Annotated in this window: 26 protein-coding genes; 14 read left to right on the top strand and 12 right to left on the bottom strand. The window is 64.7% G+C overall.

Annotation, left to right across the window (positions count from 1 at the left end; all coding sequences use genetic code 11):
* Nucleotides 1–59 precede the first annotated feature (59 nt).
* Nucleotides 60–365, bottom strand: coding sequence for a histone (locus ML401_RS20630; protein ID WP_285806723.1), 306 nt, complete (start codon nucleotides 363–365; stop codon nucleotides 60–62).
* Between the two features lie 65 nt (nucleotides 366–430).
* Nucleotides 431–1,822: a deoxyribodipyrimidine photo-lyase gene (locus ML401_RS20625; RefSeq protein WP_285812713.1), complete on the bottom strand. Its 1,392-nt coding sequence runs from the start codon at nucleotides 1,820–1,822 to the stop codon at nucleotides 431–433.
* Nucleotides 1,823–1,992: 170 nt separating this feature from the next.
* On the opposite strand from ML401_RS20625, the gene ML401_RS20620 reads away from it, so the two are divergent.
* On the top strand, nucleotides 1,993–3,723 hold the full coding sequence (locus ML401_RS20620) for a methyl-accepting chemotaxis protein (protein ID WP_285806722.1): 1,731 nt from the start codon (nucleotides 1,993–1,995) through the stop codon (nucleotides 3,721–3,723).
* A 115-nt stretch (nucleotides 3,724–3,838) separates the two neighbouring features.
* Here the strand turns inward: ML401_RS20620 and ML401_RS20615 are convergent, their stop codons facing one another.
* Nucleotides 3,839–4,498, bottom strand: coding sequence for a peroxiredoxin (locus tag ML401_RS20615; protein ID WP_211419229.1), 660 nt, complete (start codon nucleotides 4,496–4,498; stop codon nucleotides 3,839–3,841).
* Nucleotides 4,499–4,890: 392 nt separating this feature from the next.
* On the opposite strand from ML401_RS20615, the gene ML401_RS20610 reads away from it, so the two are divergent.
* Nucleotides 4,891–5,463 (top strand): hypothetical protein, encoded by a 573-nt coding sequence (locus ML401_RS20610; protein ID WP_211419230.1) that lies wholly within the window; start codon nucleotides 4,891–4,893, stop codon nucleotides 5,461–5,463.
* A 35-nt stretch (nucleotides 5,464–5,498) separates the two neighbouring features.
* On the opposite strand, the gene ML401_RS20605 is transcribed toward ML401_RS20610, so the two are convergent.
* The 5 genes from ML401_RS20605 to ML401_RS20585 form a co-directional block, all read right to left on the bottom strand.
* Complete coding sequence (locus ML401_RS20605; protein ID WP_285806721.1) at nucleotides 5,499–7,352, bottom strand: nucleotide pyrophosphatase/phosphodiesterase family protein; 1,854 nt, start codon at nucleotides 7,350–7,352, stop codon at nucleotides 5,499–5,501.
* Nucleotides 7,353–7,810: 458 nt separating this feature from the next.
* Complete coding sequence (locus ML401_RS20600; RefSeq protein ID WP_194402730.1) at nucleotides 7,811–8,086, bottom strand: response regulator transcription factor; 276 nt, start codon at nucleotides 8,084–8,086, stop codon at nucleotides 7,811–7,813.
* 51 nt (nucleotides 8,087–8,137) lie between these two features.
* Complete coding sequence (locus ML401_RS20595; RefSeq protein WP_194402729.1) at nucleotides 8,138–9,361, bottom strand: ABC transporter permease; 1,224 nt, start codon at nucleotides 9,359–9,361, stop codon at nucleotides 8,138–8,140.
* Nucleotides 9,358–10,083 (bottom strand): ABC transporter ATP-binding protein, encoded by a 726-nt coding sequence (locus tag ML401_RS20590; RefSeq protein WP_285806720.1) that lies wholly within the window; start codon nucleotides 10,081–10,083, stop codon nucleotides 9,358–9,360. Before ML401_RS20590 ends, ML401_RS20595 begins: the two co-directional genes overlap by 4 nt.
* The gene (locus ML401_RS20585; RefSeq protein ID WP_285806719.1) at nucleotides 10,080–11,507 is read right to left on the bottom strand and encodes an efflux RND transporter periplasmic adaptor subunit; all 1,428 of its coding nucleotides are present in this window, start codon (nucleotides 11,505–11,507) and stop codon (nucleotides 10,080–10,082) included. Before ML401_RS20585 ends, ML401_RS20590 begins: the two co-directional genes overlap by 4 nt.
* A gap of 583 nt (nucleotides 11,508–12,090) precedes the next feature.
* On the opposite strand from ML401_RS20585, the gene ML401_RS20580 reads away from it, so the two are divergent.
* From ML401_RS20580 to ML401_RS20555, 6 genes are all read left to right on the top strand, one after another.
* Nucleotides 12,091–12,738, top strand: a complete 648-nt coding sequence (locus ML401_RS20580; protein WP_285806718.1) for a response regulator transcription factor — start codon at nucleotides 12,091–12,093, stop codon at nucleotides 12,736–12,738.
* A 178-nt stretch (nucleotides 12,739–12,916) separates the two neighbouring features.
* A complete protein-coding gene (locus tag ML401_RS20575; RefSeq protein WP_194402725.1) occupies nucleotides 12,917–13,318 on the top strand; it encodes a curlin subunit CsgB in 402 nt (133 codons plus the stop codon).
* 121 nt (nucleotides 13,319–13,439) lie between these two features.
* A complete protein-coding gene (locus ML401_RS20570) occupies nucleotides 13,440–13,832 on the top strand; it encodes a curlin (RefSeq protein WP_259212157.1) in 393 nt (130 codons plus the stop codon).
* A 25-nt stretch (nucleotides 13,833–13,857) separates the two neighbouring features.
* Entirely contained in the window at nucleotides 13,858–14,268 is a 411-nt protein-coding gene (locus ML401_RS20565) for a curlin (RefSeq protein ID WP_285806717.1), read from the top strand.
* 75 nt (nucleotides 14,269–14,343) lie between these two features.
* Nucleotides 14,344–14,772 (top strand): curlin, encoded by a 429-nt coding sequence (locus tag ML401_RS20560; protein ID WP_259212152.1) that lies wholly within the window; start codon nucleotides 14,344–14,346, stop codon nucleotides 14,770–14,772.
* A 12-nt stretch (nucleotides 14,773–14,784) separates the two neighbouring features.
* Entirely contained in the window at nucleotides 14,785–15,078 is a 294-nt protein-coding gene (locus tag ML401_RS20555; protein ID WP_285806716.1) for a hypothetical protein, read from the top strand.
* A gap of 53 nt (nucleotides 15,079–15,131) precedes the next feature.
* Here ML401_RS20555 and ML401_RS20550 read toward each other — a convergent pair whose 3' ends face one another.
* The gene (locus ML401_RS20550) at nucleotides 15,132–15,413 is read right to left on the bottom strand and encodes a hypothetical protein (RefSeq protein ID WP_194402720.1); all 282 of its coding nucleotides are present in this window, start codon (nucleotides 15,411–15,413) and stop codon (nucleotides 15,132–15,134) included.
* A gap of 276 nt (nucleotides 15,414–15,689) precedes the next feature.
* Between ML401_RS20550 and ML401_RS20545 the strand changes: the two genes are divergently transcribed.
* Complete coding sequence (locus ML401_RS20545; protein ID WP_194402719.1) at nucleotides 15,690–16,136, top strand: hypothetical protein; 447 nt, start codon at nucleotides 15,690–15,692, stop codon at nucleotides 16,134–16,136.
* 3 nt (nucleotides 16,137–16,139) lie between these two features.
* Here ML401_RS20545 and ML401_RS20540 read toward each other — a convergent pair whose 3' ends face one another.
* Nucleotides 16,140–16,979 carry a GNAT family N-acetyltransferase gene (locus ML401_RS20540; protein ID WP_259212139.1) on the bottom strand — a complete coding sequence of 280 codons (840 nt, stop codon included), beginning with the start codon at nucleotides 16,977–16,979 and terminating at the stop codon, nucleotides 16,140–16,142.
* A 116-nt stretch (nucleotides 16,980–17,095) separates the two neighbouring features.
* On the opposite strand from ML401_RS20540, the gene ML401_RS20535 reads away from it, so the two are divergent.
* Together ML401_RS20535 and ML401_RS20530 are read left to right on the top strand one after the other, a co-directional pair.
* Nucleotides 17,096–17,800, top strand: a complete 705-nt coding sequence (locus ML401_RS20535) for an SDR family oxidoreductase (RefSeq protein WP_194402717.1) — start codon at nucleotides 17,096–17,098, stop codon at nucleotides 17,798–17,800.
* Nucleotides 17,801–18,069: 269 nt separating this feature from the next.
* Nucleotides 18,070–18,894 carry an outer membrane protein gene (locus ML401_RS20530; protein ID WP_259212120.1) on the top strand — a complete coding sequence of 275 codons (825 nt, stop codon included), beginning with the start codon at nucleotides 18,070–18,072 and terminating at the stop codon, nucleotides 18,892–18,894.
* Nucleotides 18,895–18,957: 63 nt separating this feature from the next.
* Here the strand turns inward: ML401_RS20530 and ML401_RS20525 are convergent, their stop codons facing one another.
* Nucleotides 18,958–20,019 carry a serine hydrolase gene (locus ML401_RS20525; RefSeq protein WP_285806715.1) on the bottom strand — a complete coding sequence of 354 codons (1,062 nt, stop codon included), beginning with the start codon at nucleotides 20,017–20,019 and terminating at the stop codon, nucleotides 18,958–18,960.
* 283 nt (nucleotides 20,020–20,302) lie between these two features.
* On the opposite strand from ML401_RS20525, the gene ML401_RS20520 reads away from it, so the two are divergent.
* The 3 genes from ML401_RS20520 to ML401_RS20510 all read left to right on the top strand — a co-directional run bounded on the left by ML401_RS20520 (nucleotide 20,303) and on the right by ML401_RS20510 (nucleotide 21,637).
* Nucleotides 20,303–20,689, top strand: coding sequence for a helix-turn-helix transcriptional regulator (locus ML401_RS20520; protein WP_259212072.1), 387 nt, complete (start codon nucleotides 20,303–20,305; stop codon nucleotides 20,687–20,689).
* A gap of 2 nt (nucleotides 20,690–20,691) precedes the next feature.
* Complete coding sequence (locus tag ML401_RS20515; protein WP_194402713.1) at nucleotides 20,692–21,183, top strand: SRPBCC family protein; 492 nt, start codon at nucleotides 20,692–20,694, stop codon at nucleotides 21,181–21,183.
* Between the two features lie 187 nt (nucleotides 21,184–21,370).
* Nucleotides 21,371–21,637, top strand: a complete 267-nt coding sequence (locus ML401_RS20510; protein WP_285812712.1) for a hypothetical protein — start codon at nucleotides 21,371–21,373, stop codon at nucleotides 21,635–21,637.
* A gap of 25 nt (nucleotides 21,638–21,662) precedes the next feature.
* Here ML401_RS20510 and ML401_RS20505 read toward each other — a convergent pair whose 3' ends face one another.
* On the bottom strand, nucleotides 21,663–22,883 hold the full coding sequence (locus tag ML401_RS20505; RefSeq protein WP_285806714.1) for an ABC transporter substrate-binding protein: 1,221 nt from the start codon (nucleotides 22,881–22,883) through the stop codon (nucleotides 21,663–21,665).
* Nucleotides 22,884–22,893 lie beyond the last annotated feature (10 nt).

The following is a 22,893-nucleotide window of genomic DNA, read 5'->3' as shown; positions in this document are numbered from 1 at the left end:
GCGGTGAGGACAGGTCTCCGGACGCGCTCGCATCCGGAGACCCGGTCTGAGCGCCGCGATCAGCGCTTGCCCTTCTTGGCCTTCTTCTTTGTCTTTGGAGCTTTCTTTGCAGCTTTCTTGGCGGTCTTTTTGGCCGCCTTCTTCGCGGATTTCTTGGTGGCCTTTTTGGCGGCCTTCTTCGAACTCTTCTTCGGGGCCTTCTTGGCCTTCTTCTTGGAAGCCTTCTTCGGCGCTACTTTCTTCGCGACCTTCTTGGCGGCTTTCCTGACCTTCTTGACGGCGGTGACCGCCGCTTCCTTGGTCGCTTCCACGGCTGTGGTGATCGTCTCCATCGCCTGTTCGGTGATCGGCTTGACGTCGTCCATGTCGTCCCCCACGGTTGTATGGAGCGATGACGATAGCGCGTTTCATATTTGTGTCAAAGCAACGCTCAACCTTTGCGGATCTTTGCGTAGGCGGCGAGCGCACGTTCGCGTCCTCTCGCGTGATCGATGATCGGGTGCGGATAGGACTTGCCGAGCGTGATGCCTGCGCTCGCAAGCTCGATCGGCGTGGCCTGCCAAGGCTGATGGATCAGCTTGGCCGGCATCTCTTGCAGCTCCGGCACCCAGCGCCGGACATAGGTTCCATCCGGATCGAACTTCTCGCCCTGCAGCTGCGGATTGAATACGCGGAAATAGGGCGCGGCGTCGGCGCCGCAGCCGGCGACCCATTGCCAATTGGCGGGATTGCTGCCGGCATCCGCATCGACCAGCGTGTCCCAGAACCAGGCTTCGCCCTCGCGCCAGTCGATCAGGAGGTGCTTGACCAGGAAGGACGCCACCACCATCCGCACCCGGTTGTGCATCACCCCGGTGTGCCAGAGCTCGCGCAGGCCGGCATCGACGATCGGATAGCCGGTGCGGCCGCGCTGCCAGGCGGCGAGCGCCTTGGCGTCGCGTTTCCAGGGGAAGCCGTCGAAATTCGTCTGCAGGTTTGCGCTGGCGAGGTCGGGATGGTCGTGGAGGAGGTGGCGGCAGAACTCGCGCCAACCGAGCTCGCTCAGGAACTTTTCGATGCCGGGGCCGAGTGCCGGATCTTCGTCCGCGGCAAACCGCGCGGCATGCCAGACCTGGCGCGGGCTGAACTCGCCGAACCTCAAATGCGGCGACAGGCCCGAGGTGCCTTCGCGATCCGGTCGATCGCGGTCGCCGACATAGCCGCGCACGGTATGCCCAAGGAAGTCGCGCAGGCGCGCACGGGCGGACGCTTCGCCCGGTGTCCATGTCTCGCGCAGGCCGCCCGCCCAATCCGGCTTGGCCGGCTCCAGCTTCCAGCTCTCCAGCCTGTCGCTCGCAACCATCGCAGCCGGGCGAAGCTCCTTCGGTGCCGGCAAGGGCTTGGGCGGATCGCCGAGCGACAGCACGCGCCGCCAGAACGGCGTGAACACGCGCAAGCCGCGGCCCTCCTTGGTGCGGATGGCCGAGGGCGGGACGAGGAGATCGCCAGAGAAGCTCTGCGAGTCTACGCCGAGCCTTGTCAGTACCGCCTCGAGCTGGCGCTCGACGGCCTGATAAGGCGCTTGCGCAATCCCATTCCAGTAGACGGCGCGGGAGCCGCTTTCGCGGACCAATTCCGGGATCACCCTGGCCGCCGGTCCCCGGCGCAGCACCAGCGATCCGCCGCGCGCAGCGATCGCTGCGCCGAGCGCCCGCAGCGACTGCGCCAGCCACCAGCGCGTTGCCGCGCCGGGTGGGCGCGCGACGCTGTCGTCGAGGACATAAAGGCAGACCACCGGTGCGCCGGCTTTAGCGGCGGCGTGCAGGGCGGGATGGTCGGACAGGCGAAGATCGTCGCGAAACCAGACGATGATGGGCGGCACGCTGGGCGGGGTCAGGAGTGTCCTCGTTTACGATTTGGAAAGCATGCCGGCCCCCGGCGGTATGAACCGTCGTTAATGGGACCGTAAGGGCGTTGCACGAATATGCAGGAATTACGGGGGTAGTTCCATTCATGTCCAACGTTTTGACCGGGAAGTTGTTGCCGCAGTTCAAGCTTGGCACCAAGGCGGTTCTGTGCGCCGTGCTGCTGATCGCCGTGAACACGGCGCTCGTGGTCGGCGCCGGCTATTGGTCGCTGACCTCCGCCTTCAACGATCGCGCATTGCGCGACATCGAGGTCAATCTGCGCACGCTGGCGCTGGCCTTCACCGAGATCGTTCCGGCCGCCAAGATCACGATGCGCGATGGCGCGGTGGTGCGCGCCGAAATCCCTGCGATGCCCAGCTTTACGGACCACGCCATCGTCGACCGCGCGGTGTCGTATGTCGGCGGCAATGCGACCCTGTTCGTGTACGATGATGCCAGCGGGCAGTTCGTCCGCCGCTCCACCAACGTGAAAAAGGAAAATGGCGACCGCGCCGTCGGCACCCAGCTGGCCGCCGACCATCCGGGGCAGGCGCCACTGCGCCGGGGCGAGGCCTATAAGGGGCCGGCGACGCTGTTCGGCAAGACATTCATGACCGCCTATTTCCCGATCGCGGACGGGGCCGGCAAGGTCGTCGGCATTCTCTATGTCGGCATCCCCATGATCCAGTACGAGAGCATGCTGGCCCACGCCATCGAGAGCATGGCCGCGGCCGCCGGTCTTGCCGCGCTTCTGGTGCTGGTCCTGACCCTGCTGGTCGTGCGCCGCGTCACCCGGCCGCTCACCTCGGTCACGCGCTCGCTCACGGCGCTTGCCAACGGCCAGAGCGACGTCGCGATCGAATGCGAGGATCGCGCCGACGAGATCGGAGAGATCGCCCGCACGGTCGCGGTGTTCAAGAGCAATTCACTGGAGCGCGCGCGCATGCGCAACGAGCAGGCGGCGGCCTCGGCCGCGGCGGTCGAGCAGCGCAAATCCGACCTGCGCAATTTCGTCGAGGAGTTCCGCGGCAGCGTCGGCGGCATCCTCGACAAGGTGCTGACCTCCTCCAGCGAATTCGAGCGCGCGGCGCGTCAGCTGACCGACGTCGCCCGCTCCACCGCCGATCTGTCAGCGCAGTCCGCCGGGGCTTCCGAAAATGCTTCCGAACACGTGCGTTCGGCCGCATCGGCCTCGGACGAGCTGTCTCAATCGATCTCCGAGATCGCCCGGCGCGTGCAGGAATCCAACCAGATTTCGGCCGAGGCGGTGCAACAGGCCGAGGCGACCGACCAGCGCATCGCACAGCTGTCGGAGGCCGGCGCGCGGATCGGCGACGTCGTCAAGCTGATCACCTCGATCGCCGAGCAGACCAATTTGCTGGCGCTGAACGCCACCATCGAGGCCGCGCGCGCGGGCGATGCCGGCCGCGGCTTCGCGGTGGTGGCTCAGGAGGTCAAGACGCTGGCTGGCCAGACCGCCAAGGCGACTGACGAGATCTCGAACCAGATCGCCAGCATGCAGCTCGCGACCGAGGAATCTGTCGCCGCCATCAAGGCGATCAGCCAGACCATCGAGCGCATCAGCGGGATTGCCGGCTCGATCTCGGCTGCGGTCGAGCAGCAGAAAAGCGCAACCCACAACATCGTGGCGAGCGTTCGCGCGGCGGTCTCAGGCACGGCCGATGTCGCCGTCAATGTCCGGCATGCGGCCAAGGGCGCCAGCGACACCGGCGAGACGTCGAGCCGGATGTTTGCCTCGGCCCAGGCGCTGTCGGGCGAAAGCCTGCATCTGAAGGCAGAGGTCGACGGTTTCCTCGATCGCGTGCGGGCGGCGTAATCCAGCGTTGTCATCCCGGGGCGGTGCGAAGCACCGAACTCTGGTGCGCATTGCGCACCAGAGGATCCCGAGATTCCGGGCTCGATCCTTCGGACCGCCCCGGAATGACTGTCGACTATTTCGGCTGCGGCACGATGCGGATGTAGGGCTTCGGCTCCTTCCAGCCCTGCGGATAGATCGTCTTGGCCTCGTCGTTGGAGACCGAGCCCGCGATGATGACGTCGTCGCCCTGCGACCAGTCGGCCGGGGTGGCGACGCGATGCTTGGCGGTGAGCTGGAGCGAGTCGACGACGCGCAGGATCTCCTGGAAGTTCCGGCCCGTGGTCATCGGATAGACCAGCACCAGCTTGATCTTCTTGTCCGGCCCGATGATGAAGACGTTGCGGACGGTCTGGTTGTCGGCGGCGGTGCGGGTGAGGGGATCGCCCGAGATGGCGGCCGGCAGCATGCCGTAGAGCTTCGAGACGTTGTAATCGGTGTCGCCGATCATCGGATAGTTCGGAGCTGCCCCCTGCGTCTCCTTGATGTCTTCCGACCATTTGGCATGGCGGTCGACCGGATCGACCGACAGGCCCATCAGCTTGACGCCGCGCCTGTCGAACTCCGGCTTCAGCTTGGCGAGGGCGCCGAGCTCGGTCGTGCAAACCGGCGTGAAGTCCTTGGGGTGCGAGAACAACAGCGCCCAGCTGTTGCCGATCCAGTCGTGGAACTTGATCTTCCCTTCGGTGGTCTCGGCTTCGAAGTCGGGTGCGGTGGCGCCGATCGGAAGTGTCATGATCTTACCTCATCGTATTGAATTAACTGGCGAATTCTCGCAGGTCGTCCTGCTCAGTATAAGGGCCTTGCAGTGCCAAGTGAACGGCAACTGAACCCGCTCAAGTAAAATGTGAATTCCTTGCCTGAAGGCCCGATTTTCTAGCAACTTATTGTTACAGCGGCACCTGCGGCGAAACATCCCCACCCGGGGTCACACGGTCTCGCTCGCCCCGATTATGCCTTTTATGACTTCCATCACGCTCGCCCGGCGCGTCCTAGAACCAAAACGGTCCTGACAGCGACCAATTGGCAACCATCTAGAAAAGTCGCGATCCCCGTATCGAATCGTTAACCACCCCTTTACGCCGGCATGAAAATGCTGGCCGATCAGAAGAAGTCTGGAAGTGAACTATGTCTGCCGCTGCGCCTAAATCTGTCGAGTCGCCGTCCCTCGAACCGTCCTGCCGCGATACCGCGGCCCACGCACTCTCCATCGTGCGCGACGGCGTGATCACCGGCGAAGGCCCGACCACCAAGGGAAGGGTGCATTTCTCCCGTTCGCTGGATGCCGATGACACCGCTTGGTGCACGCGGATCCTGACCGCCACCGCCGTCAACGATCAGCCGGTCAGCCGCGCCGAGGCCGAGATCCTGTTCGAGATCAACGAGGCCGCGACCGAGCGCACCGATGCCGGCCGGTTCGACGATTTGCTCGCCAAGGCCGTGGCCCATTATGCTGCAAGCGCATCGGGCCTGAAGGTGCCGCCGCGCAGCGTCGCGCTGGCGGCCGATACCGAGATCGAGAGCTGGGCGCCGTCCTATGCCTCCAAGGTCAACAGCGAGATGCTGGAGTGGATCGCCGCCCAGATGCGTGGCAAGCGCCACAACAACCGTCGCCTCATGGCGATGGTGGCGACGTTCCTCGGCGCCACCGCGCTGCCTCTGGCCGGCCAATTGCCGAACGTGTTCGACATCGGGATGTAACGTCTCAGCGTCTCTGACGGGATCGAACGGCGGGGTTATTTCCCCGCCGTTTTTTGTTTGCCGGCGTCCGGCTCGAGGCCGAGCGTGCGGCCCGGGAAGCCGGCGGCGTCGAAATAGCGCTGGCTGCCGACGCGCTGGAAGTTCAAGACGGTGGTCAGGCCGCCCTCGGCCGGCTTGGACTTCAGCGTGCCCGCATAGGCCTTCGGCACGGGACCGTTGGGCATGGCTTCCGACATCACGCGGCCGACCAGCTCTCCCTTTTGCGTCGCGCGAAGGCCCATCAGCCGGGCGGCCGTCATGCCGACATCCGCATTGCTGACCGGCAGCTCGTCGACGAAGCCGGCTTTGAAATCCGGACCGATCGCGGCCATGAAGTTCATGGTGTCGCCGCGGCTGAAACTGCCATGCATGCCCTGGCCCTGGCGCAGCACGGTGTCGGCGACCTGCACCGAGCAATTGGTCGGCGCCTCGCCGCAATCGCTGGCATAGGAGCGGAAGTTGACGACGATCGACGGGGTCGGCGTCGCGGCCTTGCCGCGCAGATTGAGGCTCGACAGCGGCAGCGTGCCGGGGAAGCGGCCGAGCGAATCGTCGACGAACAGGCCGGAGACGTAGTCCTGCGCGAGCAGCGCCTTGATGGTCTTCTCCGCCAGCTTCTTGTCCTTGTTCGGGAGATAGACGAGGTCGGAGCCGCCATTGGTGGCGACGACGAGATCGGGCTTCTCCGGATCCTTGCCGAGCACGCCGTTGCCGGCCTTCGGATGCTTGTTGCCCTCGATCTTAGCGTTCTTGTCGTTGGGGTCGAACAAGGGGAGATCGAGTGCCTTAGCAAGATCGAGCGCCAGGAAGCCCATCGGCAGGAAGTCTGCCGGCGTGTCGTCATAGCTGACCTTGGCCGAGGCGCTGGTCTTGCTCTCCTTGGAGATGGTGGAGAAGCCATGGTCGGCCGACACGATGATGTTGGTCGAGGCGGTGAGCCCGAGCTCGTCGAGCGCCTTGCGGAGCTGGGCGAGGTTGGTGTCGGCGTTCTTGATGCCGGCCATCGAGGTCGGACCGTTGATGCCGGGCTTGATCTGGTTGAGGCTGTCGCCGGTGTTGTGCTGGCTGCCGTCGGGATCGCGCGACCAGAACACCAGTACGAACGGCTTGTTGCGCGCCTTGAACATCGGCAGCACCACCTTGGCGGCGACGTCGGCGAAATAAGCCTGCTGCGCGACGTTGGCGGACGTGGTGCCGGGCGTCTTGGCATCGCCCGCCTTGGCATTGTCGCCACGCGGCGGCGTGGTGGTGGGCAGGCCCGCCTTGGTGAGGGCGTCCTTCACCTCGTCGGACAGCGCCACGCCGTTCTTGCCGCCGGTGGCGTCGTCGAACACGATCGAATGCAGGCCGGGCTTTTCGGGCTTGTCGGTGTGGTCGAACTGATAGGTCGGACCATGCTTGCCCAGCGCGGCGGTGCTGTAGCCCTTGTCGCGCGCCAGCTTCAGGAGGGTGTCCTCGTTGAGGTAATTGCCGCTAAAATGCTCGTCGATATCGCCGAGCACGGCGTCGTTCTCGATGAAGGGGACAACCGTATTGCCTGCCGGAACGGAGGTGTAATTGGTCCAGATCGTGTTGGAGAACACGCCGGTGTCGCCGAGATAATGGCCGGTCGACATCGCCGAGCCGTTGGCCATGGTGAAGGTCGGGAACAGCGAGTGCGAATTCTTGAAATTGACGCCCTTGTCACGGACCGCGGCCATCGCGGGCGCCGTGTCGGGGTTGACCTTCAGCGCGCGCAGACCGTCCGGAATGAACAGGATCAGATTGCGGGGCGTGTTGTTCTGGGCGGAGGCAAATCCAGTGGACAAGATTGTCAATCCAGCGGACAGCAACAGCAGTGAACGGCGCATCAAATCTCTCCCTGCGGTGAGGCGGCACGGCCGCACCCCGCGGCCCCGGCTTCGTTTAGTTTCGCTGCATGACGGTTGTGTTACAAGAGCTGAGAGCCATGCAAGAGGGCTGGGGAGGGGGCTTGGTCTCGTGTCCCGGACGCGCTGCAGCGCCCTTCGCGCTGCTGCGCGGAGCCGGGACCCAGCAGGCTGCACGGCTCGCTACAACGGCTCGGCAGCGCACCGCTGAACCGGACGATGCTTCGCATCGCCGGGAGGCGCTGCGCTGCGTCTGGGGCACGAGAGCGGTGTTTGGCGCATCACTGCTTCAACTTCGTCATTGCGAGCGCAGGAAGCAATCCAGAATTCTTCCGCGGAAAAGACTCTGAATTGCTTCCGCCTTCGCCTAGGCTTCGGCGGGCAAATCGCTGCGCTCGCAATGACGGAGCAAGAAGCACCGCCGGACTTTGTGCAGCGGCCTAAGCGGGCTTTGGCGCCTGCGGATGGCGGTCGGGTCTGGCGAGATCGCGGCGTAGCGACAACGGGGCCGCGTGCAGGGCAAACGCGATCGCGATCTGCGTCCTGTTCTGAAGCCGGTATTTGCGCATGATGTTGCCGATATGCGCCCGCACCGTGTTCTCGGAGATCTTGAGCTCGTAGGCGATGTTCTTGTTCTGCAGCCCCCGCGCGATCAACATCATCAGCTCACGCTCGCGCGGCGTCGGTGCTATCGAATCCTTCGGATCCGGGCTCATGATGGGCTCCTCCCTGGGCTACGCGCTGAATGGTCCGCTTCCAGCATCTTCTCACTCCGTTTTGAGCGCCTCGATGGGGCTGAGCTTGGATGCCTTGTGGGCGGGATAGAAACCGAAGATGAGGCCGGTGGCGATCGAGAACACGAGGGCAAGGCCGATCGCCTGACCGTCGATCGAGGTGACCCATCCCGCCATACGGGCGACCGTCATCGAGAGCGTGACGCCGCCGGCAACCCCGATGGCTCCGCCGAGCAGGCAGAGCACGAGTGCCTCGCACAGGAACTGCAGACGGATGTCCCGCATCCGCCCGCCCAGCGCACGGCGGATTCCGATCTCCCGCGTGCGCTCGGTGACCGACACGATCATGACATTCATGATGCTGATGCCGCCGACGAGCAACGAGACCGAGGCGATGGCGACGAGCAGCAGCGCGACAGTGCGGATCGCGCCCTGCTGCGCCTCCATCGCGGCGGCCGGATCCTGGACCTTGAAATCGTCCTCCTGGCCGGCGGGGATACGGTGACGCTGCCGCAGCAAATTCTCGATCTCCGCTCGCGCACCCGCCATCTGTCCGTCACCGGCCACCTTGGCGATGATGTAGGCGACCGAATCCCTGTTGATGTTGCTGGCACTGCCGAGGAAACGCAGCTTGGCGGTGGCGAGCGGCACGAAGGCGACGTCGTCCTGCGCGGGGCCCTTGCGGTCGAGAACGCCGACCACCTCGAGCGGCACCTTCATGATCCGAATCTGCGCGCCGATCGGGTCGTCGCCGTCGGCGAACAGCTCGCGTGCGACCGTGCTTCCGAGGATCACGACCTTGCCGGCGCCGGCCTCCTCGGAACCGGAAAAATAGCGACCGCTCGCGAGCTGCCAGTCGCGGACCATGAAATGCCCCGTCGTGGTGCCGTTGATGGTCGTATTCCAGTTCTTGCCCTCGTGGATGACCTGCGCCGTTCCGGCGAGCGAGCCGGCGGCGGCCTGGATTTCCGGAATCTGTTCGAGGATGGCCTGCACGTCGCCCTCGGTCATCGTCAGCTTGCTGCCGTCCTTGAGACGCACGCCGCCCTGGTAGACCGCACCGGGGGTGATCATCAGCACGTTGGCCCCGATCGAGCGGATCTGCTCCTGCAGACGCAGTTGCGCGCCGGCCCCGATCGCGAACACCGTCACGATGGAGGCGACGCCGATCACGATGCCGAGCATGGTGAGGAAGCTGCGCAGCGGATTGAGCCGCAAGGCGTGCAGGGCGATTTGAAAGGCCTGGAGCATCGTCATGACAGAGCGCTCCGTTTCGGCAGGATCGGAGCCAGCGTTTCGTCGCTGACGAGCTCGCCATCATGCAGGCGAATGGTGCGGCGGCACTGCGTCGCGATGCCCGGATCATGCGTGATCATCACGATGGTCTGGCCGCTCCGGTTGAGCGCGGCGAACAAGGCCAGGATCTCGGCGCCGGTGCGGCTGTCGAGCGCGCCGGTCGGCTCGTCCGCAAGCACGATCAGCGGGGAGGCGATCAGCGCGCGCGCAATCGCGACGCGCTGCTGCTCGCCGCCCGAGAGCTGCCGCGGGAAATGACTGGCCCGGTGCAGCATGCCGACGGCCTGGAGGCTTTGCTCCGCACGCGCCAGGCGTTCCCTGCGGTTGATGCCGCAATAGACCAGCGGCAGTGCGACGTTCTCGAGCGCGTTGTGGCGGGCCAGGAGATTGTAGGACTGGAACACGAAGCCGATGCTGCGCGCCCGCAAGGCCGACCGGCGGTCTTCCGACAGACCGGCGACGTCGGCGCCCTCGAGATAGACGGTGCCCTCGTTCGGCAGGTCGAGCAGCCCGATCATGTTCATCAGTGTCGATTTGCCGGAGCCGGACGGCCCCATCACGGCCGCGATCTCGCCTTGCGCGATGTCGAAGCTGACATTGCGCACCGCAGTCACCGCGATCCCGTCGGTGCGGTAGGTCCGGCTGACCGAGCGGAGGCTGATAAGGGGCGGGGACGAGGTCATGATCCAAACCTGATTCCGAGGAATTCGAAGCCCGCTGGACGGATCGCCTGGCCGATTGCGACCTGGCTGCCCTCGTCGAGACCTCCGCCCTTGAGTGCAACTTGCTCGGTGCCGGCCGCGCCGACCGTCACGGCAATGCGCTGGAGCGCGCCGCTCGCGGTGCGCACCCACACGCCGCTGTGCGTGCCGGCCGGATCGGGCCGTGTGCCGGAGGGCTGGAAGCGCAGCGCCGCCAGCGGCACCTTCAGAACATCGTCCTGCCGTTCGATCACGATCTTCACCAAAGCGGTCATCCCGGGCAGCAGCGCGCCGTCGAGATTGGAGGTCGCAAGAACGACGGTGTAGGTGACGACGTGTTGCTGGGTCTGCGGGGCCTTGCGCACCTGTCGCACCACCGCCTCGAAGCGGCGGTCGGGGTAGGCGTCGACGGTAAAATGCGCGCGCTGGCCGGGGGCGATGCGGCCGATATCGGCCTCGTCGACCTGTGCATGGATCTCCATGTCTTCCAGGCGATGGGCCACCACGAAGGTGGTGCGCGATTCCAACCCAACCGCGAGGGTCTGGCCCTCGTTGACGAACCGGCCGACGACGACGCCGTCGATCGGCGAGCGGATCACGGTGCGGTCGAGATCGGCCTGCGCCGCGGCGAGCACCGCCGCCTTCTCCGGCACGGCCATTCGTGCTTGTTGCAGCTCTGCCTCGATGCGGCGGACGTCGGCCTGCGCACCCTCCACCGAAAAGGAGTTGAGAGACATCAGGATCTCGGCCTCGCGTTCCTGCGCGAGGCGCGCGGTGAACTCCGTCTGCGCGTCGTCGACCGCCGTCGTCGCCACCACGTTTTGCGACTGCAGCGCCAGCTTGCGCTGCAGGGTCTTCTGCGCCGAACTCTTCACCGCCTGGGCGCTCTCGAGCTTGGCGGCGAGCACGTCCCGGCTGCCTCTGGCGTTTTGCAGGTCGATTTTGGCGCGATCGAGCTTGGCCCTGGCGATGTCGACCAGGGAATTGGCGACCGCGAGCGAAGCCTTGGCTTCGTCGACCTTGGCGGCAAAGCTGCGCGGATCGATCAAGGCGAGCGGCTGATCCCTGGCGACGGTGTCGTTGAAATCGACATAGACCCGGGCGAGCTGCCCGGACAATTGGGAACCCACCTCGATCGTCTTGACGGGCTGCAGGGCGCCCGTGACGGTGACCGTCTGCTCGATGCTGCCGCGCTGGATCGACGCGTAGCGGAATACGGGCGAATCGGGCCCGAATGACGCGGCATTGCGTCCGGCGGGCACGAGCAGGCGCCGGGTCGATTCCAGCGCGTGCGAGGCCTTGTCCGCAGCGCTGCCGGCCGCGCCGATGACGGCGGGCCCTGCGGCATAGACCGCGGCGAGGCTGCAGGCAGTTCCAAGCAAGGCAATGATTGGTACAAATCGCATATCAAAAACCCGCCTCTCGAATAATGGCTGGCGGCACGGATAAAGATCGCGCTATGGTTGTAAATCTTCCGAAGCGATATCGATCGTCAGTATGTCGCCGCTGATGGGGCGACGGTCGGGCGCGGCTGATGATCCAGACGTAAAGTCGTAAGCCGCGAATTTTCGTGATTTGCTGCGGATGCATACGAAGCGTATCGATATGAGGCGCGCGGTATCGAACTCGACAAGCTGACTGAACGTCCCGTTTGCTCTGGCCGAAGCGGCCGGTGCAGGGCGTTCAAGCCGGCCCATGAGTGGCGATGCATGACGCAACTGGCGATACCACGACGCAGGAACGTCGCAATTTCGAGATCAGCCCGCCTCGATGCCGGCGGCGGCGAGGTCGAATCACTTCAATCACGAAGCCCGATATGTGAACGCCTTCACTCGTCTCAGGCGCGAGTTGGCTCTAAGAGGTCGAACCGGCGGAGCGATGCGCCTCGTTCGATCGCTGCGATTCTATCCAAGCACCTTGATCACGCTTGCAAGAAGAATGGACGGCTCGGTTTTTTCATCGAGCCGCAAGCCGGGGAGCCCGTTGCTCATGAATTCAGGTCAAGCCACAGTTTATGTCGTTGACGACGAAATTCAGATTCGAACTGCGATCGGAAATCTCTGCGAGGAGACCGGACACCAGGTGAAGCTGTTCGCCACGACGGAGGCGTTTCTCGCCGAGAGTATTTCGCCCGGTCCTTCGTGCCTCGTGCTCGATGTCCGCTTTCCCGGCACCTCGCCGACCGGACTCGAGCTGCAGCGCCGGCTCGCCGAGACGGGCGTGCCAATTCCGATCGTCTTCATCAGCGGCCATTCCGACGTCCGCGTCTCGGTCGAGGCCATGAAGCGTGGCGCGGTCGAGTTTCTGCCGAAACCTTTTCGGGAGCAGGAGATCCTCGACGCGATCAGGCATGGCATCGAGCGCGATCGCAGGCGCCTCGAGCGCGAGGACGTCGTGCGTGAAGCGCGCCAGCGCGTCGAGACGCTGACGGCGCGAGAGCGCGAGATCATGCTGCTGATGGCCGAGGGGCTCATCGTCAAGCAGATCGCCGCGCGGCTCGGCGTGAGCGAGGTGACGGCGAAAGTGCATCGCGCCAGGATGATGCGAAAGCTGGAGCTGCGTACGCCGATCGAGGTGGTGCGGCTGATCGACAGCATGGGGCGTGAAGCGGAGACGCCGCGGGCCGGCGCGGGATAGCGCGGCTCGCGAGCTTTACGTGCCGCATTTCACGGCAGGCGTCTAGTCCGTACCGATTAGCATGAATGGCAGTCTGTCGCGCAGGCCGCGATCGGTTCAAAGTATCCCTACGATGTCGGCCTCTTTCAAGACGGCATCCGTACTCAAGTCAGACAACTTGTCCAGAAAGGGATATTCCATGCGCAAATTGTTTTTTGCTTCCGTTGCATTGTTCGCCCTGTCCTCCGCAGCGCAGGCCGCCAACACCTCGACCACGGTGCAGGTCGGCGTCGTGAACGGCTCGTCCGTCACGCAGAACGGCCTCACCAACGACAGCTCGTCGACCAGCCAGCTCGGCATCGTGAATACTGCGTCCACGATGCAGGGCACCGGTTCGGCCTCGCTCAACAACGCGAGCACGGTGAACCAGATCGGAGTGCAGAACTCGGCGACCACCGGCCAGGTGGCGTTCGGCAACAACGGCAGCGCGATCACCCAGAACTCGTTCGGGCCGCCCGCGCTGCAGAACAACGCCGCCGCCGTCGGCCAGCTCAGCGTGTTCGGCGTCAACGGCAGCACCGTCTCGCAGACGGCGCACTGAACCACGCAACCGTTCGGCCGGACGCATCCAGTTGCGGTGCGTCCGCGCCAATCTCGAATACACCGCTTACCGGCCGGCCGATCAATTGCGACGGCTCGCTCATTCTCGCGGAGGAATTGACATGCGGACCACCTATTTCATTGCAACTTTTGCGGCGTTCGCCGCGCTGACGGCCGCCGATGCACAGGCCGGCAACACGGCCAGCGTGCTGCAATTCGGAAACACCAACACCTCGTTCATTTCGCAGAGCGGCGGCACCAGCAACAGCGCCACGACGCTGCAGTTCGGCGCCACCAACACCGCGACCACCTTGCAGACGGGCTCGCTCCTGACCGTCAACAATTCGGTGATCGGGCAGGGCGGCACCACCCCGACTGCGACCAACACCGCGCTGGCCGGCCAGTTCGGCGGCAGCAATACGAGCCTGATCGGCCAGATCGGCGCCAACAACACGGCCGGCGTCGGTCAGCTCGGAATCCTGAACGGCTCGACGATCATCCAGCAGGCTCCGTGAGCGGATCTGAAGTGCGAGGCATGTCATGAAACATCATTTGGGATGCGCGGGCGCCGTCCTGCTCGCTCTGGGCCCGGTCGGCGCGGGGCCAGCCCGCGCCCAGACCGCCGACATCAAGACCATCGTCTCGGTCGGCGGGCCGCCCGTCGTGCTGAACCAGAACAGTCAGCTCAACCTGGCGGGCGTGTTCATGATCAGCGGCAGCACCAGCGCGACCGTGACCCAGAACGGCACCAACAATGCCACGGGCGTCCTGCAATTCGGCGGGACCAATTCCGCATCGGTCGGGCAGGCGGGCGCGAACAATCTCGCCTTCGTCGGTCAGACCGGCCAATCGGCGAGCAGCCTGATATCGCAGCTCGGCACGATGAATGCGGGCACGGTGGCGCAGTTCGGCGCGGTCAACACTTCCACCGTCGTCCAGGCCGGCCCCTAAAACGCGCGCGAACTCATCGGCGTCGGCAAGCAACGGGGGAAGACGATGCGAGGCAGGCAGATCTTGAGGCACACTTTGGCGCTGGCGGTGTTGCTCACCGCCGTCGGCACGGCGACGCAGGCGAGCGCCGGGTCGGTGCAGCACAGCGTGACGAAAGGGAAGGTGAGCATTGAAACGGTCGTGCAGTTCGGCGACAATGTTCAGCCGGTCACGATCGAGGAGAACAGCCCGATCAATATCGCGCGGGTGATCCAGATCGGCGGGACCGGGACGGTGGACGCGACCATCATCCAGAACGGCACGCGCAACTATGCCAACGTGATTCAGGTGGGCGGCACCACCAATGCCGTCATCGGTCAATCCGGGGTGAGTAACACCGCCGAGATCACCCAGATCGGCAATTCCACCAACACGCTTCTGCTTCAGGTCGGCGACATGAACTCAGGAGCGGTGAGGCAATTCGGGCGTTTCAACTGGTTGGCGATCTTTCAGTTCAGCCGATGATGGAGGTGTGACATGAGGTTGCTCCTGCTCGCATCCGGAATAGGACTCATGGGCGTGGTTGCGATGGCGCCGGCTGAAGCCGGCGATGGTTACACCACGACGGTCCAGGACGAGAACGGCACGTCGGTCATCACACAGAGCGGTGATCCCGCGCAGGCCGAGGTTCGCATCGAGAAGGAACCTGGCCGTACGACGGTCTATCGCCGCAGCGGTGGCAACACCGCCATCGTGACGCAAAGCACCGGACAAGGCACCGGCAACGCGCAGGACATGCTCGACTGGCTGCGCAAGCAGCAGGGCCGGTGACGCACGAAGGCCCACCGTCCGCTCTGGACGGTGGGCCTCGCCGTTCGCGGATCTTACCAGCGATAGCCGCCGGTCAGCGTGCCGTTGTTGTTGCCGTCAGGGCCGACGTCACCCTGCGTCGAGCTCGGCGTCGGATGGTTGGTGCCATTGATTGCACCATAGGGGCCCGCGACATCAGGATAGTAGGCGCGCGGCTGAACCGGCTCGTAGGCGGGGGCGCTGCGGTCCCAGCCCATGCGCGATCCGTTCCAGTCGTAGCCCTGCGCCGAGGCGGCCGCGGTGCCGGCGACGAGCGATGCCGTGATCAGGCAGAGGAGTTTCGACTTGTTCTGCATTTGAGATGCTCCTTGCTTGTGTCGGGAGCCAACGGATGCACTGCGGGAGCGTTCCGGAACCGGTCCGGAAAAGCGATCAACTCCGATCAACTGGTTATGAATCGCCTGTCCCGGAACGAAACGACAGAGGCGGCAATCCCGGGCGCTCTTGCCGCACCGGTTCCCCGGCTAATCGCGTGCTTTAACCAAATATTAATTATACGTTTGCGGCTGGGCGACAGCCCGGCCTAGCGTAGCTGCGGGGAGCCGCCGAAGCCAAACGAGTTGGTGCGTATCATGATGTCCAGATCATATGGGGCGATGCTCGCCTCGCTCAGCGCCGCCGCGCTGCTCCTTAGCCTCAGCGACAGTTTTGCACGACCCGGCGGCGCGGCGCCGCATGGCATGACTGCTGCGCCGTCCGGCGTCGCGGCGCGTCCGCCCATCGCGCCGGGGGCCCGGTTCCACCGGCGCAATAACCCCTTCGTGTATTGGCCGGGAGGCGGCGGCTTCTTCTACGACAGCGCCGGCTACAGCCAGCCCTTCCTCGATGCGGCGCAGCCGGTCTCCACTGACGTGCGCTACACCTACACCTATGACGTCCCCTGGGACTGGTCGCATCGTTTCCCGCCGAACGTCGTGCCCTCCGACCGGCCCTATGTACCGAGTTGCCCGACGGAGCAGGTGACGGTGCCCGGCCGCGGCGGCAGCGAGCACACCGTCAACATCACGCGCTGCTACTAAGTTCTAGCCCAGCTCGAAGCTCGTCACGCCGAAGACGCGGTCGATCCGCAGCGGCGGGATCGCGCCCGTGTACATCCGCGCCGTCTCGAACACCGGCTTCAGCCCGAGCGCCTCCGCGAGCGCGATGGCGTCACGGTTGACGGCGGGGACGTCGAGGAAGACCTCGCCATCCGCGCTTGCCAGCAGGGCCTGCACGATCGCCTCCGCCGCCCTGCGATCGTCGGCGACCAGCGGGCCGATCTTGTAGCCGGTCCGGCACGGCCGGATCACGCCCCATGCGGCGAGCTCGCCGTCACGCATAAGCGCGCGGCCGACATGGCCCGAAGTGCTGATCCAGGCACGCAGGAAAGCGCTGCGCCGGGCCGGGAAGACCGTGGCGTCATCGGCTTCCACAAGCGTAAACGGGATCGTGTCGAGCGCGACGACATCGGCGGGCGGCCTCGCGGGCGCAGTGACGATGCCGCCATAGCGGATATTGGCGTAGGCAAGCTGGAAGCCTGACTTTCTGTAGTTGCCCTGCTGCGCCACCACGCCATCGAGCCCGATCACGCGCGTGCCCGCATGCGCGATCGCTGCGTTCCAGATGCGCAGGCCGTGGCCGGAGCCGCGAAGATCCGCACGCACGATGTAGAAGCCGAGGAAGGCGAAGCGATCGTCGAAATTGACGCAGGAGACGGTCGCGACCGGCTCGCCATCGATCTCGCCGACGAAGAAGCCTTGCGCGTCGGGGATGGCAAAGCAGGCGGCATCGGAGAGGCCCGGATTCCAGCCCTCGGCCGCGGCCCAGCCGATGGCAAGCGAGATTTCCTCGGGGCGCAAATTGCGGATCAACAGGTCGCTCATCTCGCGTTGCTCATGACTGTGACCTTCGACCATGGACCTGCCGACAGGTCTGGCTGTAGAAGGCCTCATGATAGGCCGAGCCTGTGGTTCGCCTCAACTCGAAGGGATGATCGGTCATGGCAGCAGAGAAGGTTGCGCTCGTTACCGCCGGCGGCAGCGGCATGGGGGCAGGGGCTGCGCGGCGGCTGGCGGCGGACGGGTTTCGTGTCGCGATCCTGTCGTCCTCGGGCAAGGGCGAGGCCCTGGCGGCCGAGCTCGGCGGGCTCGGTGTCACCGGCTCGAACAAGTCGAACGACGATTTAAAGCGTTTCGTCGACGGTGCGATGGCAAAATGGGGACGGATCGACGTCCTCGTCAACAGCGCCGGCCACGGCCCGCGCGCGCCGATCACCGAGATCACCGACGAGCAGTGGCACACCGGCCTCGACACTTATCTGTTGAACGTGATCCGCCCGACGCGGCTGGTGACGCCGATCATGCAGGCGCAGAAGGGCGGGACCATCATCAACATCTCGACGGCCTGGGCATTCGAGCCCAGCGCGATGTTCCCGACCTCGGCGGTGTTCCGCGCAGGGCTCGCCGCCTTCACAAAAATCTTCACCGATGCCCATGCCGCCGACAACATCCGCATGAACAACGTTCTGCCGGGCTGGATCGACAGCCTGCCGCAACAGGATGCGCGCCGCGACAGCGTGCCGATGAAGCGCTATGGCAAGGTCGAGGAGATCGCGGCGACGATCTCGTTCCTGGCCTCCGACGGCGCCGCCTACATCACCGGCCAGAACATCCGCGTCGACGGCGGACTGACGCGCTCGGTCTGAAGCGCGAAGAGTCTAATCGCGCTGTGACTGCCTTGTCGTCATGCGACAGCGGCTTGCGCTGCACGCCGCTGATGAGGGGGTGATCTGTGGCCCTCCAGTCACACTCCTCATCCGTTTGTACGATCTCCGATGCAGACTACGTCACAGTCCCGATGAACTTCGCCGCAGCCCAAGACGAGCCGCGGCGCGCGCCGTATGCCCTCACTGCGCCGGTTTTTATCGGCGGGCAATCGAAACGCGAGTTCATCGCGTGGGGCAAGGAGACTGGAATGAACAAGTTGTTGCTGGCGATCGCGTCGGTTGTCTTGGGGACCGCGTCCGTTCAGGCCGCCGACCTCGCGGCGCATTACACCAAGGCGCCGGCAATGGCGCCCGTCTATAACTGGACCGGCTTCTATGTCGGCGGCAATGTCGGCGGGCAGTGGGGCAGCGCGAACCCGGCCACCACCACGCTGTTTCCGGTGGCCGCCTATTTCGCGGATTCGAGCGTGACCGCCATCGGAACGGTCGGCGCCCAGCACATCAACAGCTCCGGGGTGACTGGCGGCTTCACCGCCGGCTACAATTGGCAGGTCAACAACGCCGTGCTCGGCCTCGAGGGCGACATCAACTATTTCGGCTTCAAGGGCAGCGCGAGCAGCACGGCCGTCTATCCCTGCTGCGCGCCGACCACCTTCACCGTCAACTCGTCGGTTTCCGCCGATTGGCTCGCCACCATTCGCGGCCGCATCGGCTTCCTCGCGACGCCGAGCTGGCTGATCTACGCCACCGGCGGTGCCGCCATCGCAGAGGTCAGGGGCAATTTCAACTTCACCGATACCTTCGCAGGCGCGACCGAATCCGGAACCATCCGCGACACCCGCGTCGGGTGGACCGCGGGCCTCGGCGGTGAATACGCCGTGGGCAATGGCTGGTCGTTAAAGGCCGAATATCTCTATGTCGATCTCGGCCGCAGCAGCATGACCAGCAACAATTTCAGCGTCGGTGTGGCGTTGCCGGCGCAGACCTTCACCCATTCGGTCGACCTCAAGTCGAACATCGTGCGCGTCGGCGTGAACTACAAGTTCGGCGGACCGGTCGTCGCCAGGTATTGATCTGTCCCGGTCCCATCCTGGCGTGGAAAGCCCCGGCTCGGCCGGGGCTTTCTGTTTTGAAGTTCAGCCTGCGTGCGATGCCAGCAGATGTGCCAGCGCGGGCAGAATCTTGTAGCGGGCGATCTCGTGCGGATACTCGCCGCGATTGGCCAGCAGGACGATGCCGATCCGCCGCGCCGGCACCAGGCCGATATAGCCGGAGGCGTTGTTGAGGCCGCCGGGCTTGTCGACGATAGTGACGCCCGGAAGACGCACGGTCTCCCAGGCCATGCCCTGTCCGAATTTCTCGTCGACGCGGAAGGCCTCGCGCTGCGTCATCCGCAGCGCCTCGCGCAAATGCGGATCGATGGCCCGGCCATCGACGCAGGCCGCCGCGAACGTGGAAAAATCTCTCACCGAGGCGAACATCTGGCCGGTGCCGGAAAAGGCAAAATAGCTCTGCTGATCGCCGATCGGGCCGACGGCCGCGCCCTGGTCGGAATAGCCCTGGACCGCGCGCTGCATCCAGGCGGCATCCATGACGGCGCGATTGTCTGCGCCGCGCTCAGGAATGAACGTTGAGTGCATGCCGAGCGGCTTGAGGATGCGCCCCTCGATCAGCGTGCGGATCGGCATGTCGTAGCAGCGCTCGAGCACGAGCTGAAGCAGCACATAGCCGGCATGGGTGTAGATGCGTTGCCGACCGGGCGCGACGCTCGCCGCCGGCGCGAAGGCGTTCAGCATGGCGATGAACTGCGCGCGCGTGTACTCATCGTTCGGCCAGGGCGGATGGTCGGTCGGCAGCAATAGTCCCGATGTGTGCGTCACCAACTGGCCGACGGTGACGTTGCGGATGTAGGTGCCGTCCAGCTCGGGCAGGTATTTCGGCAGGCGGTCGTCGAGCCGCAGCTCGCCACGCAGCACGCCGAGCGCCACAACAGCCGCCTCGAACGGTTTTCTCAAGGAGGCGAGGTTAAACAAGGTATCCGGCGTCATCTTCCGGCCGGTCGCATCATCGGCAAAACCATAACTGAAGAACTCGACATGGCGCCCGGCATAGAGGGCGGCGGCGAGGCCGCCCGCATGGTCCGGCGTCGCGGTCGGTGCCAGCTCGCTCGCGACGATGTCGCGCATCTGCGCGATCATGTCGGAATCCGCCGAGGCGCGTTGCGAGCAAAGCGCGAGCGCAGCCGGAATGAAGACGGCCCGGGCGAAAGTCCGCCGGGTAATGGGGGATGAGGCGACAATAGGCGGCACGGGCTCTGATGAACGATTCTGACGCGCCCCCGATCTGCTTTAGCCGGAAGCGTCCCGCGGCCCAATTCACAATTGCGCGTCGCAGGTTCCGCATCGAGGCCGGCGGTACAAAACTAAGCCAGTCGGATAACAATTGTTGACGCGGGCGTCCACGTCGCCTATAGTTAGCTGCATGGCTAACCAACTGTCCCGCCTCGACCAGGTTTTCGCAGCGCTTGCCGATCCGACGCGGCGCGCGATCGTGATGCGGCTGTGCGCGGGGGAGGCGTCGGTCGGCGAGCTCGCCGATCCCTTCGACATGGCGCTGCCGAGCCTCATGAAACACATCCATGTGCTGGAGACGAGCGGGCTCGTGCAATCGGAGAAATCCGGCCGCGTGCGGACCTGCCGGCTCAGCCCGGATGCGCTGCTCGGGGCGGAGGACTGGTTCCAGCAGCAGCGCGCGATCTGGGAGGCGCGGCTCGACCGGTTCGAAGTCTATGTGATGAAGCTCAAGAAAGAGAAGGAGCAGGCGGTCGCCAAACGGCCGTCCCGCACAACCAAGAAGAAAGGTTCTTGACGATGACGAATTCTGCCAACCCCGCTCTGTCGCAATGGTCGCTCGACCGCGAGATCGTGATGTCGCGCGTGATCGACGCGCCCCGCGATCTGGTGTTCGAGGCCTGGTCCGACCCCAAGCATCTGCCGCAATGGTTCGGGCCGAAGGGTTTCAAGGTCGAGACCTTCGAGATCGACGTGCGGGTCGGCGGCGTCTGGCGCTTCAACATGATCGGCCCCGACGGCACGGTCTATCCGAACCGGATGCGCTTCCGTCGCATCGAGCGGCCGTCGCTGATGGAGATGGATCACGGCACAGACCAGGACGAGGATCCCGGCATGTTCCGCTTCACCGTCACCTTTGCCGAGCAGAGCAACGGCAAGACCGTGCTGATGATGCGCCAGCTCGCCTCGAGCACCGAGCAGCGCGACGGCATGATCGGCTTCGGCGCCGTCGAGTACGGCTATCAGACGCTGGACAAGCTCGCAGCCTATGTCGCAGGCATGAAGCGGTGAAGACATGAGGTCCCGGCGCAGAGCCGCCGGGACCGTTTTCGCTGAATTGGCAAGGCGTGGTGCCGACGTGCGATGACTTGCGGCGGGGGGCGTCGTTCCCGCGACCGGAACATTATCGGGATTAGCGGGCTTTCTGCCGCACGCGGGCGGCCGCAGGAACGATCGCGCTCCTCCGGCTTTGCCGGTGATGACGCACATTGTCTTCAGCGACTATCGCAATCCCGCCGCGGAGCAGGCCTACGAGATTGCCTGGGATTTTCTCGACCGCACGGGCGCGATCCGTGATGAATTCGAAGCCTGCGTATTCCTGGCACAGCGCATCACCGGGATGGTCGAGGAGGGGCAAACCAACCGGATCCGCATGGCCAATCGCGCCATCTTCCAATATCAGCACCATGTCCGGGAGCGCGACCATTTGATCCGCAGCGGCGGCCGGCGAGCCGGCGAGCGTTGAGCGCCGTCTCGAAGCCTGGCTCTTCTCACTCCTTCGCCTCGTCCGTCACGATGTCGCCGAGCTTCTGCCAGCGCTGGCCGTCGAACTGCACCATCTGGAACTGCTTGTTGACGCGATAATCGGTCGGTGTGGTCGTGACCGAGATTCCCGGGAGCGTCAGATCGAGCACGACGTGCTTGAGGCTGGTCGCCTGCCGCATCACGTTCTCGCGGGTCAGATCGTCGCCGCATTGCTGCAGCACCTGCCCCAGCAGCTGGGCCGTGATGTATCCGTACACGTTCAGGTTCGAATCCTTGTCGCCGTCGGGATAGTACTTTGCCATGAAGGCGAGGTAGCGCTTCATGCCGGGATCGTCCTTCCAGTCGGGGTCGGCGGCATCCTTGACGTATCCGACGCTGACGACGCCCTTGGAATTGTCCAGACCCGCCGGCTTCAGCACGGCGCTGAGCGAGGAAGCGTTGATGTCGATGATGTGCAGCGGCTTCCAGCCGATCTCGGCGACCTTCTTGATCGCCTGCGCCGCCTGTTTCGGCGTCGTGGCGCTGAACAGCACGTCGGCGCCGGCGTCCTTCAAGCGCAGGATCTGCGAGTCGATGGTCGGTTCGGAGATTTCGTAGGAGGTCTCGGCCACCACCATCTTTGCCTTGTCACCGAGGCCCGCCTTGAGGCCGGCAAGATAGTCCTTGCCGAGGTCGTCATTCTGGTAGAGCACGCCGATCTTGGCGTTCGGATGGTTCTTCAGAAGGTACTGCGCGTAGATCCGGCCCTCGACGAGGTAGGAGGGGTTGAAGCCCATGGTCCAGGGAAAGGATTTCGGATCGGTGAAGCGTGCCGCGCCGGTGGCAGCGAATAGCTGCGGGATCTTCCTGGCGTTGAGATATTTCTGCACGGCGACGTTCGGCGCCGTGCCGATGATCTGGAACGTCAGCAGCACCTCGTCGCTCTCGACCAGCTTGCGAACCTGCTCGACTGTCTTCGGCGGCGAATAGGCATCGTCATACTGGATCAGCTCGACCTTGCGGCCGTTCACGCCGCCCTGGTCGTTGATCATCCTCATATAGGCCGCCTGGGTCTTGCCGATCACGGCGTAGGCCGAGGCCGGGCCACTGAGCGGCACGGTCTGACCGACCTTGATCGCAGTGTCGGAGGCACCGGGATCGTATTTCTTCTGCGCATGAGCCTGTGCGAGCGACATCACCAGGGCAAGCGCGGTGACCGCGACGCGATAGAGAAGACGGTTCTTCATTTTCGTTCCC

It is taken from the genome of Bradyrhizobium sp. 62B (assembly GCF_030272265.2).
Lineage (GTDB): Bacteria > Pseudomonadota > Alphaproteobacteria > Rhizobiales > Xanthobacteraceae > Bradyrhizobium.
The sequence above is the reverse complement of the archived record's forward strand: the minus strand, read 5'-3'. Positions and strand labels throughout refer to the sequence as shown.